This window comes from Qipengyuania gelatinilytica (assembly GCF_019711315.1).
Lineage (GTDB): Bacteria > Pseudomonadota > Alphaproteobacteria > Sphingomonadales > Sphingomonadaceae > Qipengyuania > Qipengyuania gelatinilytica.
The window spans coordinates 1444817-1460038 of record NZ_CP081294.1 but is presented as its reverse complement, the minus strand read 5'-3'; the positions used below and the strand labels follow the sequence as shown (position 1 = coordinate 1460038).

Annotated in this window: 18 protein-coding genes and 1 tRNA gene; 11 read left to right on the top strand and 8 right to left on the bottom strand. The window is 63.6% G+C overall.

Features of this window, described 5'->3' with window-relative positions:
- Positions 1 to 89: 89 nt before the first annotated feature.
- From K3136_RS07305 to K3136_RS07290, 4 genes are all read left to right on the top strand, one after another.
- A complete protein-coding gene (locus tag K3136_RS07305) occupies positions 90 to 341 on the top strand; it encodes an HP1242/YdcH family protein (RefSeq protein ID WP_221429690.1) in 252 nt (83 codons plus the stop codon).
- An 83-nt stretch (positions 342 to 424) separates the two neighbouring features.
- Complete coding sequence (locus K3136_RS07300; RefSeq protein ID WP_221429689.1) at positions 425 to 961, top strand: DUF4440 domain-containing protein; 537 nt, start codon at positions 425 to 427, stop codon at positions 959 to 961.
- Positions 962 to 1052: 91 nt separating this feature from the next.
- The gene (locus tag K3136_RS07295; RefSeq protein WP_221429688.1) at positions 1053 to 1511 is read left to right on the top strand and encodes a hypothetical protein; all 459 of its coding nucleotides are present in this window, start codon (positions 1053 to 1055) and stop codon (positions 1509 to 1511) included.
- Positions 1508 to 1981 carry a DUF2314 domain-containing protein gene (locus tag K3136_RS07290; RefSeq protein WP_221429687.1) on the top strand — a complete coding sequence of 158 codons (474 nt, stop codon included), beginning with the start codon at positions 1508 to 1510 and terminating at the stop codon, positions 1979 to 1981. Before K3136_RS07295 ends, K3136_RS07290 begins: the two co-directional genes overlap by 4 nt.
- 3 nt (positions 1982 to 1984) lie before the next feature.
- On the opposite strand, the gene K3136_RS07285 is transcribed toward K3136_RS07290, so the two are convergent.
- Entirely contained in the window at positions 1985 to 2638 is a 654-nt protein-coding gene (locus K3136_RS07285) for a hypothetical protein (protein ID WP_221429686.1), read from the bottom strand.
- A gap of 108 nt (positions 2639 to 2746) precedes the next feature.
- On the opposite strand from K3136_RS07285, the gene argB reads away from it, so the two are divergent.
- From argB to K3136_RS07260, 5 genes are all read left to right on the top strand, one after another.
- Positions 2747 to 3637, top strand: a complete 891-nt coding sequence (gene argB, locus K3136_RS07280; protein WP_221429685.1) for an acetylglutamate kinase — start codon at positions 2747 to 2749, stop codon at positions 3635 to 3637.
- A gap of 70 nt (positions 3638 to 3707) precedes the next feature.
- Positions 3708 to 3989: a YggT family protein gene (locus K3136_RS07275; protein ID WP_221429684.1), complete on the top strand. Its 282-nt coding sequence runs from the start codon at positions 3708 to 3710 to the stop codon at positions 3987 to 3989.
- Positions 3989 to 4882, top strand: coding sequence for a bifunctional methylenetetrahydrofolate dehydrogenase/methenyltetrahydrofolate cyclohydrolase FolD (gene folD, locus K3136_RS07270; RefSeq protein WP_221429683.1), 894 nt, complete (start codon positions 3989 to 3991; stop codon positions 4880 to 4882). Before K3136_RS07275 ends, folD begins: the two co-directional genes overlap by 1 nt.
- Positions 4879 to 5559 (top strand): hypothetical protein, encoded by a 681-nt coding sequence (locus tag K3136_RS07265; protein ID WP_221429682.1) that lies wholly within the window; start codon positions 4879 to 4881, stop codon positions 5557 to 5559. Before folD ends, K3136_RS07265 begins: the two co-directional genes overlap by 4 nt.
- Entirely contained in the window at positions 5556 to 6179 is a 624-nt protein-coding gene (locus K3136_RS07260; protein WP_221429681.1) for a MarC family protein, read from the top strand. Before K3136_RS07265 ends, K3136_RS07260 begins: the two co-directional genes overlap by 4 nt.
- On the opposite strand, the gene K3136_RS07255 is transcribed toward K3136_RS07260, so the two are convergent.
- From K3136_RS07255 to K3136_RS07245, 3 genes are read right to left on the bottom strand one after another with little or no spacing between them, the layout of a single operon-like run.
- Positions 6176 to 6694, bottom strand: a complete 519-nt coding sequence (locus tag K3136_RS07255) for a hypothetical protein (RefSeq protein WP_221429680.1) — start codon at positions 6692 to 6694, stop codon at positions 6176 to 6178. The genes K3136_RS07260 and K3136_RS07255 overlap by 4 nt on opposite strands.
- A complete protein-coding gene (locus K3136_RS07250) occupies positions 6691 to 7302 on the bottom strand; it encodes an LON peptidase substrate-binding domain-containing protein (protein ID WP_221429679.1) in 612 nt (203 codons plus the stop codon). Before K3136_RS07250 ends, K3136_RS07255 begins: the two co-directional genes overlap by 4 nt.
- A gap of 7 nt (positions 7303 to 7309) precedes the next feature.
- Positions 7310 to 8233, bottom strand: a complete 924-nt coding sequence (locus K3136_RS07245) for a tetratricopeptide repeat protein (RefSeq protein WP_221432260.1) — start codon at positions 8231 to 8233, stop codon at positions 7310 to 7312.
- Positions 8234 to 8426: 193 nt separating this feature from the next.
- Between K3136_RS07245 and K3136_RS07240 the strand changes: the two genes are divergently transcribed.
- Both K3136_RS07240 and K3136_RS07235 read left to right on the top strand, forming a co-directional pair.
- Positions 8427 to 8501, top strand: a tRNA-Gly gene (locus K3136_RS07240).
- Between the two features lie 125 nt (positions 8502 to 8626).
- On the top strand, positions 8627 to 10834 hold the full coding sequence (locus tag K3136_RS07235; RefSeq protein WP_221429678.1) for a TonB-dependent receptor: 2208 nt from the start codon (positions 8627 to 8629) through the stop codon (positions 10832 to 10834).
- 7 nt (positions 10835 to 10841) lie between these two features.
- Here the strand turns inward: K3136_RS07235 and K3136_RS07230 are convergent, their stop codons facing one another.
- The 4 genes from K3136_RS07230 to K3136_RS07215 form a co-directional block, all read right to left on the bottom strand.
- Positions 10842 to 12017, bottom strand: coding sequence for a saccharopine dehydrogenase family protein (locus K3136_RS07230; RefSeq protein ID WP_221429677.1), 1176 nt, complete (start codon positions 12015 to 12017; stop codon positions 10842 to 10844).
- 83 nt (positions 12018 to 12100) lie between these two features.
- Positions 12101 to 12655: a dCTP deaminase gene (gene dcd / locus K3136_RS07225; protein WP_221429676.1), complete on the bottom strand. Its 555-nt coding sequence runs from the start codon at positions 12653 to 12655 to the stop codon at positions 12101 to 12103.
- Positions 12656 to 12734: 79 nt separating this feature from the next.
- Entirely contained in the window at positions 12735 to 14687 is a 1953-nt protein-coding gene (locus tag K3136_RS07220; RefSeq protein ID WP_221429675.1) for a hypothetical protein, read from the bottom strand.
- On the bottom strand, positions 14684 to 15115 hold the full coding sequence (locus K3136_RS07215; RefSeq protein WP_221429674.1) for a hypothetical protein: 432 nt from the start codon (positions 15113 to 15115) through the stop codon (positions 14684 to 14686). The genes K3136_RS07220 and K3136_RS07215 overlap by 4 nt, the downstream gene beginning before the upstream one ends.
- Between the last annotated feature and the right edge of the window lie 107 nt (positions 15116 to 15222).

Genomic DNA, 15222 nt, shown 5'->3' with positions numbered 1-15222 from the left:
GCGCGCTACCCGATTTGATCTGGCGCAAGGAGTGGCTGTACACTCCGCACTACTGAGGGCTGCAACACACTTCGAAAAGGATGCACGTCATGTCGCAGCACACGCCCAATGAACTCACCACGATCTTCAAGCGGGACCGTGACCTGATCACGCGGCTCAAGCGGGACGATGCGCATTATGCGCGGCTCGCGGACGAATATCACGAGGTGAACCGCGAGGTGCACCGGATCGAAGCGGAGACCGAGGCGGCCAGCGACGAGCGGGTCGAAGCGCTCAAGAAACAGCGCCTCTCGCTGCTCGACGAGATCACTGCGATCGTGTCGAAAGCGCGCGCCGCCTGACACGGCTGCGACGCGAACAGCGCAATAGTATTGACCTCTCCCGTTGGTGTATTATGTAAACGATACACCAACGGGAGAAAATCATGTCCGCTATCGCCGCCTTCCTGCTCGCACAGGCCGTGCCTGCTGCCGCAGTGCCCCCTGCAATGCCCGCGCTCGAAGAGGCTACGGCCCGGATAGAGGCCAATGACGCGCAGCTGTTCTGGGGCTTTTTCGAAGGCTGCGATCCCGATGCGGTGGCCGAACTGCTCCATCCCGACTTCCGCATGCTGCACGACCTCGTCGGCATGCCGCATGACAGTGCCGAAGACATTGTCGAAAGCTCGCGCAGGCAATGCGCTCGGCGTGCACCGGGCGGCGAAGCGGAAGGCTACAAGAACCGCCGCCTGCTCGTGCCGGGAAGCCGGACTATCAGCCGGCTGGGTGACTGGGGCATGCTGGAGGAAGCGCACCACACCTTCCACGAATGGCGCGGCGAGGAGATCGGCTGGGTGCAGACCGGCGGGGGGCGCTATTTGCACATCTGGCAGTGGATACCGGCGGAAGAGCGTTTCCGCCTGCTCGAAAGCCTGAGCCTCGATCACGGCCCAGCGCCGCAATACCCTCCTGCGCGCGACTAGGCCCACAGGACAATTTGCCGAGAATATGCTGGCCTGGCCTCTGGCAGGTCGAGACCTCTGCCGCTAAACCATTGGCAACAGGAGGGATCACATGAAACTACGGCTTGCCATTGTTGCCCCGTTTGCCGCGCTCGCGCTGTCGGGCTGCGTCACCACCGTTGCGCCGTCGACGCAGGCCAACACCGATGCATATCTCACGCGCATGCTGGCCGGGGAATCGGCGATGCAGGGCTCCGAGCTCGACAAGGCGCTTGCAGAGGCTTCGCAATATCCGCTCGGTTCGCTCGAGAACCCGGTGCGCGCGTCGATGCCGCGGGGCCAGCGCGCCTATCTTTCGCGCTTGCGCTGCGAAGACCTGAGCCGTCCCGAGTTTACCCGCGCGGGCAATGTCGGCCTCGGTCCCTTCGGAAATATCGTCGACGCCTATATCGTCACCTGCAACGGCAGCGAGCCTGCCGAGCGGACGATCCATATGGACATGTACCATTCCGGCTATGTCGAGAGCGAAGCGGTCGACGGCTACGGCATCACCGGAGGAAAGCCCGAGTGATCCGCGCAGCCAGCCTCGCCGCCGCCTTAATGCTCGCGCCGGTTTCGCTCTCGGCACAGGATGCCGAGGGCGATCCGATCATGGAATTCGAAAGCGTCGACGAGCAGATGAATGCCGCGATCGCCAACGCACAGGCGACTGCACCGCGGTTCCTGGCCTTGCTCGACAATCCGCCCGCAGGCGCAAGCAACTTCGTCTTCAAGTTTCCGCTCGAAGGCTATGAGCACATCTGGGTCGGCACGGTCGAACGCGATGGCGACTACCTGACCGGTCGGCTCAAGAACAATCCGCATGCGGAAGGGTGGAAGCTGGGCGATCTCGTCCGCGTGCCGATCACCGCGATCAGCGACTGGGGCTATGTCGACCGGACCGGCGTGGCGCAGGGATATTACACCGTGCGCGTCATGATCGATCACATGGAGCCCGTGATGGCCGCGGAAGTCCGCCGCCAGTACGGCTGGGACGACTAGGGACTACCAGCCCCAGGCAGCGGGCGGCGGGGCAACCGGCTGTTGCGCGTCGAATTCCACGCGGAACAGCCGGGTCGGGTCGTTGCGCCGTGTGAGTTGGTAGGCGAAGCGCGCATTCCCGCTGCCTGCCGGATCGACCTCCATGCGCCAGACGTTGGTGAGCGAGGCATCCAGCCCCTCGCGCTCGAACAGGGCGATCGAATAGGCATCGACCGGGAAGTCCTGGACCCGCGCCGTGCCCGCCGACAGCGTGTCGCCGCCATATTGGGTGACCGCGTCCTCCTCGCCATCTGCGTGGCGGTGATCGTGTTTCAGGCGAAGACCGTCCGACGTCCGGGTGACCAGCCAGGTGCGCGAGCGGTCCCAGCCGCCAGTTTGTCCTAACGCTTCGCTGCTTGAGGACGGCGCCTCCTCGACATGAAAGGCGATGGCGATGCGAGTCTCACTGCACTCGGCCCAATGCGCAATCATCGCGCGGCTCTGCCAGTCCTTGTCGCGCGCGTCGCTGCTGGCGAGTTCGCCGCGATAGGCATTGCCGCAATGGCTTTGCAGCGCGTCCCAGAAGGCTTGCTGCGATTGCGGCAAGGCAGGCAGGTCGGGCGTCGAGGCGCAGGCTGCCAGCGGCAGTGCGGCGAACAAGGGAAGGAGCTTTCTCATGGCGCAGGCCTAGCGCAGCTGTTGGCCCGCGAACAGATGTTACTCTTTCCCCCTCGTCGCAGGCCAGCTAGTGCACCGGCAAGCGTAACAGGGACCGAGTACCGGACGATGGATTTGAGCGACGCCAGCACCAAGGCACAGACGCTGATCGAGGCGCTGCCCTATTTCCAGCGCTATGCGGGCAGGAGCTTCGTTGTGAAATACGGCGGCAACGCCATGGGCGACGATGAAGCCGCGCGCGAATTTGCCGAGGATGTGGTGCTGCTGAAGGCAGTCGGTATCAACCCGGTGGTCGTGCATGGCGGCGGCCCACAGATCGGCGCGATGCTCGAAAAGCTCGGTGTCGAAACCCAGTTCATCGACGGCCTTCGCGTGACCGACAAGGCCACGGCGGAGGTTGCCGAAATGGTCCTGTCGGGCGCGATCAACAAGTCGATCGTCGGCTCGATCGCGCGCGCTGGCGGCAAGGCGGTCGGCCTGTCGGGCAAGGACGGCGGGCTGGTGACTGCGCGCAAGGTCGAACGCACGACCAAGGACCCCGAAAGCAATATCGAGAAGGCGCTGGACCTCGGCTTCGTCGGCGAACCCAGCGCGGTCGACACGACGATCATCGAGAAGGTCACGGCCTCGGGCATGATCCCGGTTGTCGCTCCTATCGGCAGCGGCGAGGACGGGCATACCTATAATATCAACGCCGATACGATGGCGGGCGCATTGGCAGCGGCGCTGGGTGCAGCGCGCCTGCTGCTGCTGACCGATGTCGACGGCGTGCTCGACAAGCAGGGCAAGCTGCTCACCGACCTGACGCCGCAAGACATCGGCAAGCTGCGCGAGGATGGCACGATCAGCGGGGGCATGATCCCCAAGCTGGAAACCTGTGTCAGCGCAGTCGAGGCCGGCTGCGAGGCTGCCGTCGTGCTCGACGGACGCGTCCCGCACGCCATGTTGCTCGAATTCTTCACCGCGCGTGGTGCAGGGACCTTGATAAGCGCTGCGTAACCCGTATCAGAGAGCTGATACACCTTCCCGGCGATGCCTCACGGTTCGCCGCCGAGCATTTGGAAATCACATGAAGACCCTCATCGATATTCTCATCATGATCATGCAGACGCTGAACATGATCGTGATTGTCTGGTTCATCATCGGTCTGCTCTTCGCCTTCAATGTCGTCGATCCGCGTCAGCCGTTCCTGTCGAGCGTCTACGATTCGATCAGTCGGCTGCTCGCTCCGCTACTCAATCCGATCCGCAGGATGATTCCGGACACCGGCGCGATCGATTTCTCGCCTATGATCCTGCTGATGGGCATGTGGATTATCATTCGTATCCTCGTCGGCATGGGGCCTTACTAATGACCGCGGAACGGATCGACGGCAAAGCTTTCGCCGCACGCCTGCGTGAGCGGGTGGGCGAAATGGCGGGCCAGTTCGAACAATGGTCGGGCCGCAAGGCCGGGCTTGCCGTGGTGCTGGTGGGCGAGGACCCGGCCAGCCAGGTCTATGTGCGCAGCAAGCACAAGGCGACCGTGGCTGCGGGCATGGAAAGCTTCGAGCACCGCCTGCCTGCCGATACGTCGGAAGAAGACCTCCTCGCGCTGGTCGACCAGCTCAACCGCGACGAAGCGGTCGACGGGATCCTCGTCCAGCTGCCGCTGCCCGACCATCTCGACGAGCAGGCGGTCATCGCCGCGATCAGCCCGAACAAGGATGTCGACGGCTTCCATGTGACCAACGCCGGACGGCTTGCCGTCGGGCAGAGCGGCTTCGTGCCCTGCACCCCGCTCGGCTGCATGATGTTGCTGGCAGACCGGCTGGGTGATCTCTCTGGTCTCGAGGCGGTCGTGATCGGCCGCTCGAACATCGTCGGCAAGCCGATGGCGCAGCTGCTGCTCGACGCCAATGCCACCGTCACAATTGCGCATAGCAGGACGAAAGATTTGCCTGCCGTAGTCAAGCGCGCGGACATCGTCGTTGCCGCCGTGGGCCGCGCCAAAATGGTGAAGGCCGAATGGCTCAAGGACGGCGCGACCGTGATCGATGTCGGCATCAACCGCCTGCCTCCTGCCGATGGCGAGGAGAAGGGGCGCCTGGTCGGCGATGTCGACTATGCCGGTGCCGAAGGCGTTGCCGGTGCGATTACTCCGGTGCCCGGCGGGGTCGGCCCGATGACCATCGCCGTGCTGCTGCGCAATACGCTGGTCGCCGCCTACCGGAACGCCGGGCTCGACGTTCCGGACAGCCTGTGATCGCGCGCAGCCTGGTTCTCGCCATTTCGGCACTCTCGCTTGCAGCTTGCAATGCAGGGCCGAACCCGCGTGACCGCTATGGGCGTTTCCTTCAGCCGGTCGCCCAGCCGAGCAAGGTGGTGGCGACCGAACTCGCCTTCGCGCGCGCGGCGCAGGAAGACGGCCAGTGGACCGCCTTTCTCGAATATGCTGCGGACGGCGCGCTGATCTTCGGCCGCAATGGCGCGATCGAGGCCAAGCCCTGGCTCAAGACGCTCGAAGATCCCGCCGCAGCCGTTTCATGGCAACCGCACCGGCTCTGGTCGAGCTGCGACGGATCGATCGCGGTGACGCAAGGCGCGTTCGAAGATCCCGAAGGACAGGTCGGCACCTTCAACACCGTCTGGCAGCGCCAGCGCGATGGTGACTACAAATATGTCTTCGATTTCGGCTTTCCGCAGGACGTCGCACCCGAAGCGCCCGAACTGATCCAGACCGCCGTGGCGGCTTGCGAAAAGTCAGTCGACGTCGGCGAACCGGATTCGACCATTCCGCTGAAGCTTTCGCGCGACGGCTCGCTCGCATGGGGCTTCCAGTTGGTGGGTGAAGGCGAGCGCCGCTACGTCGTCTGGCTTGTGACCGATGCCGGGTGGGAGCAGGTCGTGAACATCGCCCAGCCCGCAGGAGCCGCCGAATGACACAGCTCTTCCTGTCTGCATTCGTCACGCTGTTCGTCGTGATCGACCCTCCGGGTTGCGCGCCGATCTATGCCGGTCTGACCAAGGGCGCGACTTCCGCGCAGCGGCGCAACATGGCGATCCGCGCGGCGATTATTGCAGGCGTGATCCTCCTGATTTTCGCACTTTTCGGCGAGCAATTGCTCGGCGCGCTCCACATCGAGCTCGACAGCTTCCGTATCGCGGGCGGGCTGATGCTGTTCTGGATCGCTTTCGAAATGGTCTTCGAAAAACGCACCCAGCGGCGTGAGGAGCGGGCAGAGAAAGTCGCTTCGACGCCCGAGGTGGAAGACGTCTCGATCTTCCCCATGGCCATCCCCATGCTGGCCGGTCCGGGTGCGATCGCTGCGATCATGCTGCTGATGAACGAAGCTGACGGGATCGAGCAGAACCTCGTCGTGCTCGGCGCGCTGGCGGCAGTCCTCATCATCACGATGCTGGCCCTCATGGCAGCAGGCCCGATCATGCGGCTGTTCGGCGACAAGGTCGAAGCCGCGATCACCCGCGTCCTCGGCGTGCTCCTGGCAGCGCTTGCGGCCCAGTATGTGATCGACGGTTTGAGGGGAAGCTTCGGGATCTAGTCGGGCGACAGCCAAGGCATGTCATGATTGATCGACGAAATACGCAAACCCTTCTCGTCGGCAGAGATCCAGATTTTGCCACGATCCATCATGCAACCGCGCCAGCCCATATCTTCAAGGGCTGGCGCACCTTTGTCAGCTATCCTGATCCAATCCTCTCGCGAGAAGAACCTCGGCGTTACCGATGTGAAGTCTTCGCGATCGAAGACCATAAATCTATCGTCCCTATTCACGCTGAAACGGTCGGCGACAAACTGGTTGAAATAGGGAGCGGGCAGACCTTCCTTGATACCCGCGCTCAGGTGCGAGAAAAAACGGGAAACCTCCGCGCGTGTCGTTTCGCCGCCACAATAGACGATGTCAGTGGGGAGATCTTCTCGTGCTTCGAAGTCGCCGTCCTTGAGCATCGCTTCAAGGGCATAGACGGCGGTTTGGTCGGCCTTGCTGTCTTGTCCGGAAGCCGAGGTGCCGGATGAGGCCGCAATTGCGACCAAGAGCGGAACGACTATCTTCACTGGAGGGTCACGATCTCGTCGTCGTCGTCGCGCAAGGCGAAGAACTGCATCAGCTGGATCATTAGCTCGCAGCGTTCCGATAGGGTGGCAGCCTCGAGCAGTGCCTGCTTGGCGGCGCTGTCGAAGGGGGCGATCTGGGCCACTCCGTTGATCAGCGTTTCATCGTCCAGCCGCTCGACCGAATCCCAGTCCACCGAATAGCCCTGCATGGCGGCAAAGCGCTTGGCCTCGAATTCGAATCCGGCACGCTCCACGCTGGCGAGCACTTCGTTCTCCGGCTCTTCGATCAGCTCGGCCTCGACCTGCCGGAAGGCGGTGGTGACGTCGAGTTCGCGCAGGACACGGAAGCGCGCTTCGCCTTCCAGCACGATATTATAGCGCCCGTCCTCCAGTGCTTCGACATCGCCGATGCGGCCGATGCACCCGATCTCGTATAGCGGCGCGCCGTCCGAGCTGCGCTGCGGCTGGATCATCCCGATCAGCCTGTCCTTGGCCAGCGCGCTGCCGACGAGCTCGCGATAACGCGGCTCGAAAATATGCAACGGCAGCTGCAGGCCCGGGAACAGGATCGCGCCGGGCAGGGGGAAGATGGAGAGGCGTCGTGTCAAATCGCTTCTAACCGAACAACAGCTTCGAAAGGCGGCGGCGGGTGGCCACCACCCACGGATCTTCGAGACCGACGGCGCTGAAGATATCGAGCAGCTTGGCCTTGGCCGCACCCTCGTTCCATTCGCGGTCGGCCTCGAACATGGCGAGCAGCTCGTCGGCTGCCGCATCGCGGTCACCGGCGGCGAAGGCTGCCTCGGCATAGGCGAGGCGCGCATCCATATCGGCGGGATCGGCCTGCGCCTTTTCGCGCAGGGCCGCCAGCTCGCCGTCGTCGACCTTGTTGCCGGCAAGCTCGAGCGCGGCCTTGGCGTTCTCGATCTGCGGATCGCTGGCAAGGGCGGGATTGGCTTCGACGGCGGCGAGCACGCCCCTGGCTTCCTCGATCTGGTCGGCCTGCGTCAGCGCGCGGATCAGGCCGGCATGGGCTGCGACATTGTCAGGCGCCATCTCGGTAACCTGCGCGAAGACACCGGCAGCGCGTGCAGGGTCGCCTTCGGTCAGCATCTGTTCGCCCATGGCGACATATTGTTCCACCTGCTGGACCATCTGCGCTTCGGCGCCGTCGGCATCCCCGCCCTGGATCGGAAGCTGCGCCAGGATCTGGTCGAGCACTTCCTTCAGCTGCGATTCGCTGCGGGCCTGCGTCAGGTCGGCCACCGGCTGACCCTGGAACATGGCGTAGATCGTGGGGATCGACTGGACCTGGAACTGCGCGGCGATGAACTTTTCCTGGTCGACATCGACCTTCACCAGCACCACGCCCTTGTCGGCATATTCGCCCGCGACCTTTTCCAGCATCGGGGCGATCGCCTTGCACGGCCCGCACCAGTCGGCATAAAAATCGAGAATGACCAGCTTGGTCATCGACGGTTCGACGACCTCTGCCTTGAATTTCTCGACCGCCTTTTGCTCGTCGATGCTCAGCCCCATGCTTGCCACGTAATTCCGCCTTTCAATAAATAAAACGTCGGGTCCCCATGTGGGTCCCGGCTCGCGAATGTGAAGGGGCGTAGGCGCTCGATCGGCGCGGGTCAAAAAAGTGCATTTTTTCGCTTGCGAGACTCATAAGCCGTTGCTAGTTGCGCGCCTCCCCACCGGGCCACGCCCGGTAGAGCGCCAGTGAGCGGGCGTAGCTCAGGGGTAGAGCACAACCTTGCCAAGGTTGGGGTCGGGCGTTCGAATCGCCTCGCCCGCTCCATTTTTCCAAGACGACGTGAATCAGACGCAGCAGGCCCTCAGGCCTCGCTGTCGTTCGTCGTGCGCATATGCATTTTATCGCGAATCCGGTTGCAGTCGGGCAATGCGACACTAATAGGTCGCGATATGTTGTATCAGACCGCATCGCTTCGCCGCAGCCTGGCTGCTTCGCTTTCCATCATCGCAGTGGCAACTGCGGCGCCGACGATGGCGCAAGATCAGTCCGCCGAGGAAGAGCAGCAGGGCAGTCCGACTGCATCCGAGACCATCGTGGTCGAGGAAACGGGCGAGGACGATTTCCATAACCGCCGTATCGACGCGGACGGCACGATCATCGTCAGCGCGGAAGGCCTGCGCCAGTTCGACATTCTCGCAGGTGCCAGCGTGGTTGCAGGCGACGATCTCGACGAAAACATGAATGGCCAGATCGGTGAAGTCCTCGCTTCGCTTCCCGGCGTAACCGCAACCGGCTTTGCGCCGGGCGCATCACGACCGATCCTGCGCGGCTTTTCCGGCGAGCGCGTGAAGGTCCTCGTTGACGGGATCGGCGCGATCGACGTGTCGAACACTTCGGCCGATCACGCCGTATCGATCGATCCCCTGACCGCCGAGAGCATCGAGGTCCTGCGCGGACCGGCGGTGCTCCTTTACGGCAGCCAGGCGATCGGCGGCGCCGTCAATGTAATCGACAAGCGCATCCCGCGCCGCATTCCGACCGAGCCGGTACATATCGATGCGTTGGTACGTGTCGACACGGTGGCCGACCTTCGCGAAGGCGGTGCCTCCTTCGACATCCCGGTCGGCGACGGTTTCGTATTCCACGCCGACGGATCCTATCGCAAAACCGACGACGTCCAGGTTCCCGGCTTCGTGCTTGCCGACGGCCTGCGCGCCGAACTCCTCGAGGAAGCGGCCGAGGAAGAGGACGCAGGCGAATTCGAAGAAGCCGAAGAGCTGCGCGAGGCAGCCAATGCCAGGGGAACGCTGTTCAACAGCGGCACCGAAACCTGGACCGCGAACGGCGGTCTTGCATTCTTCCGCGGCGATTCGAGCCTCGGTTTCTCGGTCGGGGTCTACGACACCCTCTACGGTGTCCCGATCCGCCCCGGTGCAGGGCACCACGAGGAAGAGGGCGGCATGGATGTCGGGGAAGAAGAAGGCCCCGAAACCGTCAGCATCGGCTTGCGCCAGTATCGCGCTGACCTGCGCGGCGATATCGAGCTGGGCGACGGTTTCTTCGAACGCCTGAAAATCCGCACCGGCTATTCCGACTACACGCATACCGAGTTCGAAGGCGACGAGGTCGGAACCACTTTCGACGTCCAGGGCGTCGAAGCCCGCGCCGAACTGGTCCAGGATCCCGTCGCCGACCTGCGCGGATCGGTCGGCGTGCAGTATTATTTCCGTGATTTCTTCGCCCAGGGTGCAGAGGCCTATGTGGCACCCAACCGCACCGAGCAGCTGTCCTTGTTCGCGCTGCAGGAATATGGCGACGGTCCGCTGCAGCTCGAAGGTGCGCTGCGCTACGAGACCACCGATGTCGATTCCACTCAGCTGGGTGTCGAGCGCGCGTTCGACGGCTTTTCAGGCGCGCTAGGCCTTGCATGGCAGGCTGACGATAGCATCCGCCTGGGTGTGAACCTGTCGCGCGTGTCGCGCGCTCCCAGTGCCGAAGAGCTTTTCTCCGAAGGCCCGCACATCGCGACCCAGCAGTTCGAGATCGGCGACGTCGACCTGACGATGGAGCGCGCATGGGGCGCTGAAATCTTCGCGCGCGGCATCGCGGGCGACTTCGAGTTCTCGCTCGCTGCCTATCGGAACTGGTTCGACGATTACATCTATCTCAGTGCCAATGGCGAAGAGGAAGACGAGCTTCCCGTCTTCCTCTATCTCCAGCAGGATGCGACCTATTCGGGCGTCGAGGGCGAGGTCGTCTGGAATTTCTACGAAGGTGACAATCTCGACCTGCGCGCCGATTTCCGCGCCGAATATATCGATGCCAAGCTAAATGACGGGACATATGTGCCGCGCATTCCGCCGCTCGGTCTTCTCGGCGCGCTCGAAGCCGATGCGGGCGAGTTCAGCCTGCGCGGGGAAGTCGAATGGTTCGATGCGCAGCGCGATGTCGCTCCCTTCGAGACCGAGACCGACGGCTACACGCTCCTGAACGCAAGCGCCACCTGGCGCCCGCTTCGCGGCGATCCGGCAGTCACGGTCATTCTCAAGGCCGAAAACCTGCTCGACCAGACCGCCCGCCGTGCTTCGAGCTTTACCAAGGATTTCGTCCCCCTGCCCGGCCGCAACGTCAGCCTGGCAGTACGGATGAGCATCTAGGAGCGGTCTATTCCTCGACTTCGAAGCTGAGGTGGGCGCGGCTGCGAAGCCGCTCCACCAAGGCTTCGCCGAGGAAGGATCCGGGTGTGCCCACGCCGCCTTCGGCATCGCTTTCGAGCAGCGCCATGCCGGTTTCGCCGAGCATGCGGCTGGTCGAGCCGTAGCCCGGATCGAACTTGCCCTTTACGCCGTATCTGATGGTCTTCCCGTCGGGCCATTCGCCGGTGAACAGGACGTCGTAGAAGCCGTTCTCGCGCTCTTCCCTGGTCGGGCCTTCACCCGGCTTGGGCGGTTTGGCGCCGAACGGGTTCTTCATCATCTCGACCATGGCATTGGCGGCAGCCTTGCCGGCATCGCCGGGGCTGGTCAGCACCATCTCGTCATAGCGGAAGTCCTCGCCATAAGGGTGGCCGAGCAGGAAGTTCGTGCGGTGCACGTTCTTGGTGTTGATCGGGGCCATGACGAAAGGCGCGGCCCATTTGCCCAGTTCATCTTCATAGTGGGGGACCATGCCCGAAGGCTGGTCCGGGCCTTCGAAGCCAGGCGTCAGCGCGAAGGGATCGCGCAGCTGGCCGATGATCTTGGGGTTCTTCATCGCCGCCTTCATCGTCGCGCCGAGGCTGGCGGCCGTACCGCCTGAGAACGTGCCCTGCATGGCGCGGACACGGCCCTTCACACGCGGTGCGGGCGAGCCTTCGCGAGCCTTGGCTTCCTTCTGGAGCATCAGGACGCCGAGATCGAAGGGGATGGAATCGAAACCGGATGAGAAACAGATGCGCGCTCCGCTCTTCTTTGCCGCCTCGTGGTGCTGTGCGATCTTCTCGGCCATCCACGCGGGCTCGCCGCACAGGTCGGCATAGTCGGTGCCGGTCTTCACGCAGGCTTCGACCAGCGCGTCGCCATAAAGCTGGTAGGGTCCGACGGTCGTGAGGACGACCCTGGTGCGCTTGCACATGGCTTCGAGACTGGCAGGGTCGGACGCGTCGGCCACGATCATCGGCGTCGTACCCGGTGCCCCGATCTCGTCGCGCACAGCGGTCAGTTTGTCCTCGCTGCGGCCTGCCATCGCCCATTTGGGGCCGTCTGCCGCGTTGCCGTACTCGCGCACGAAATGCTCGGCGACGAGGCGTCCGGTATAGCCGGTCGCGCCATAGACGATGATGTCGAATTCCCTATCAGCCATGTCTCATCTCTCCACTGTGTGCGGAAAGATGTGCGCTGGCCCGCGCGAAGAGTCAAAGACGCAGGGTCAGCGCCGGACTGCGCTCAGAGCCGGGGCAGGGTAACGCCGCGCTGGCCCATGTATTTGCCCGCCCGGTCGGCATAGGTCACTTCGGGCCGCTCGTTCCCTTTCAGGAACAGGAACTGGCAGGCGCCCTCGTTGGCGTAGATCTTGGCGGGCAGCGGCGTGGTGTTCGAAAACTCCAGCGTCACATGGCCTTCCCAGCCCGGTTCGAGCGGGGTGACGTTCACGATAATGCCGCAGCGCGCATAAGTGCTTTTGCCGAGGCAGATGACCAGTACGTCGTCGGGAATACGGAAATATTCGACCGTCCGCGCGAGCGCGAAGCTGTTGGGCGGGATCACGCAGACATCGGTCTGGCGGTCGACGAAACTGGTGGCGGCAAAATCCTTCGGATCGACGATGGCGTTGTCGATATTGGTGAAGATCTTGAACTCGTCCGCCACACGCGCGTCGTAACCGAAGCTCGAAAGGCCGTAGCTGATGTTCCCTTCGCGGCGCTGGGCCTCGGTGAAGGGTTCGATCATGCCGCGGGTCGTTGCCGCCTCGCGGATCCATTTGTCGGAGAGAATCGCCATGGCGGGATAGATTCCGCATGGGCGGCCCATCGGCAAGCGGGAGGGTAAATTAATCCCCTCCCATCTGCTATTGCGAAGGTCAGGCGTCGGAGAAGAAGGCTTCCTCTTCCCACCTCTGCCAGTCGCGGTTGTAGCTGAACTCGATCCAGTCATAGGGATTGTCCAGCACCCGCGTCTCGCGCACGCCGAAGGAGTTGGAGGCGCCCTTGGTGAAACGGATCGCACCCGTCGCACCCTCCTTCACGAGGCGGATGCGCTGGCCGTCGACATAGCCGTGATCGGCCCCGCCAATCGGCGTTCGTGCAAGCGTCATGTCGGCGATAATCCCGCTGGCCATCTCCACCGTCATGCGCGGCGCACATGGCAATATCTCGCCCGACCCGGTGATCTGGGGCAGCTTGTACCAGCCGCGCGCCCAGAAATTGCTGGTCGGTTCGGCAGCCGCATAATGGATGCGCGGCATCGATATCGGGGTTGCGCCGCCGTTCGGGACACCGCCACCTGCCGTTTCGCCTGAGATGTGCAGCTCGCACGAACGGTCGAGGTATCCGGTCCAGAAACAGCCGAGCCACTGGTTGCCCTGTTCGGCGGCATGCCGGGTGCGATGGTGCGAAAGCCTGATGCGCACATGGGACGGCGGCAGCTTGTAGATCCCCACGGGCGCGCCCGGCATCGGCTCGGTCAGCGTGTCTACTCCGTAGAATTCGAGCGCATGGATGCCCGTCTTGCGGTCCAGCCACGATTCGATTGTCAGATCGGTATCGCGCAGCGCAAGTGCCTCGCCGCCATTCAGGGAGATGCTGCAATCCACCGTCCGGATGCTCCCGCGAACCCAGCTGGCGAAGCGCAGCGAACGGATATCGCGAAATTCGCAATTCTCGAGCAGCGTCATCGGCGGTGCACCGGTCTCGTCCCGCGTGGGATAGGCCTGTGCGTAAAGGACGCCATTTGTCGATCCGCTGCCAAGGCCCATCGCATCGCAATCGTGCCAGGTGCAATTGCGGTAGACGGCGCGGCTTTTCGCCACGTCCTCCTGCGCCTGGAAGCAGTCGCCAAAGCTGCTGTCGATTGCGAGGATTTCCGCATCGACACCCGGATTGAGCGCGCTGCCATTGCTCGTGGCAAAGCGGCAGTTTTGCAGCTCGATCCGTTCGACAGCATCGGCCTCGCCCGCGGTGAAGAGTATCTCGCCCTTCCAGCCCACCATGTCGGTGTCGCGGCAGATGATCTCGCCGACGAAGCAGTCCTGCACCCACAGCGCCTTGTCGGTGATGTCCCAGCCATCGCCCGTCTGCGCGTCGGCGGGCCACTCATAGGCTCCGGTATGCTGCCGGTTGCCCCTGAATACGAGACGATCGATTTCCAGCCGCCCGATGGTCCGCTGGCCCGGCCCCGGATTGGCAATATCGCCCTGAAGGTAGAGGCCGCCGCCACGCCAGACGGCGAGCGCAGGATCGCTGTCCGATGTCGGGACCAGCTGGTATTCGCTCTCCGGGTCTTCGCCATCGAGCGCGCGGAAATCGAGCACGGTCCGCTGCGCATCATGGCCCCTCAGGGCGATGGAGCGGCGTACGACGAGTGGATGTCCGTCTTCGGCACGCTTGTCCTCGGCCGGCGACAGGCGGGGCGGGCAATCGAGGCGGTATGACGATGCTTCGAAGCGGACCTCTGCCGCCTCGATTGCATGCGCGTAATCGATCGCAGCCTGGATCGCGGGCTGGTCGTTCACCGTTCCGCCACCGGCTGCACCGCCCTGCTCGACGGCGAGCGAACTGCGGTCGGGCAGCAGGCGGAAGATCCTGTTGTTGGCGGTCCTGGTCACGAAGCGGGGGTGGGCGGCGAGCAATGCCTCGTCGCACAGAGCGTCGCAGATGTAGCGCGCGGCACCCTTGCCGGGGACCGAATGGCCGGTGGTGTCGATCTGGACGACCTCGGCTGGCGGAGTGCGCGAAGCGAGGTCGGTGAACAGCGTAGGCAGCGCCTGCGCAGTGCGAGCGGCGAGCCCCAGTGCGGGGAGCGTGAGCGCGCTCATTGCGACAGCCTGTAGGCAAGCGTGCCCGAAGCGATTTTGCAATCGAGCCAGAGCGTGACGCCAGCATCGCTTTCCTCCCATACGGGCTCGCAGGCGTTGGCCGTAAAACTGCCCCACATGCCCCCTGCAAGCGTCAGGGGATGGAGCGTCGAACCAGCGTCGGTCGACCGCTTGACGGTGACGCTGCCGGTCCAGTCGCCCGAAAGGGTGCAGAAGATCGTGGAGAGGGCCGAAGGCACGAAAGGTCCGGCAAGGATATCGCTCGTAGTCTCTCCCTCGAGCGCCACAGGTGCCGCGGGCGGTGTCGCCTTTACCGGCAGTGGACGCGCGTCGGAGACGAGCGCGAGGTTGCCCGATCCATCGTCGAGGCCGAGCGCGAAGGCGGTTGCAAAGCCGGCCGGTGTTTGGAGGGGAATGGGATCGCTCATCGTTTTCGGTTCCTTGTTTGGATAAGATGAGCCAATCCGGTTAATCACGCGCCGGGCGGTAGGAAAATGCTTTTTGGCTTTCGCGCGCAGCCCGCTAGAGCTTGGCC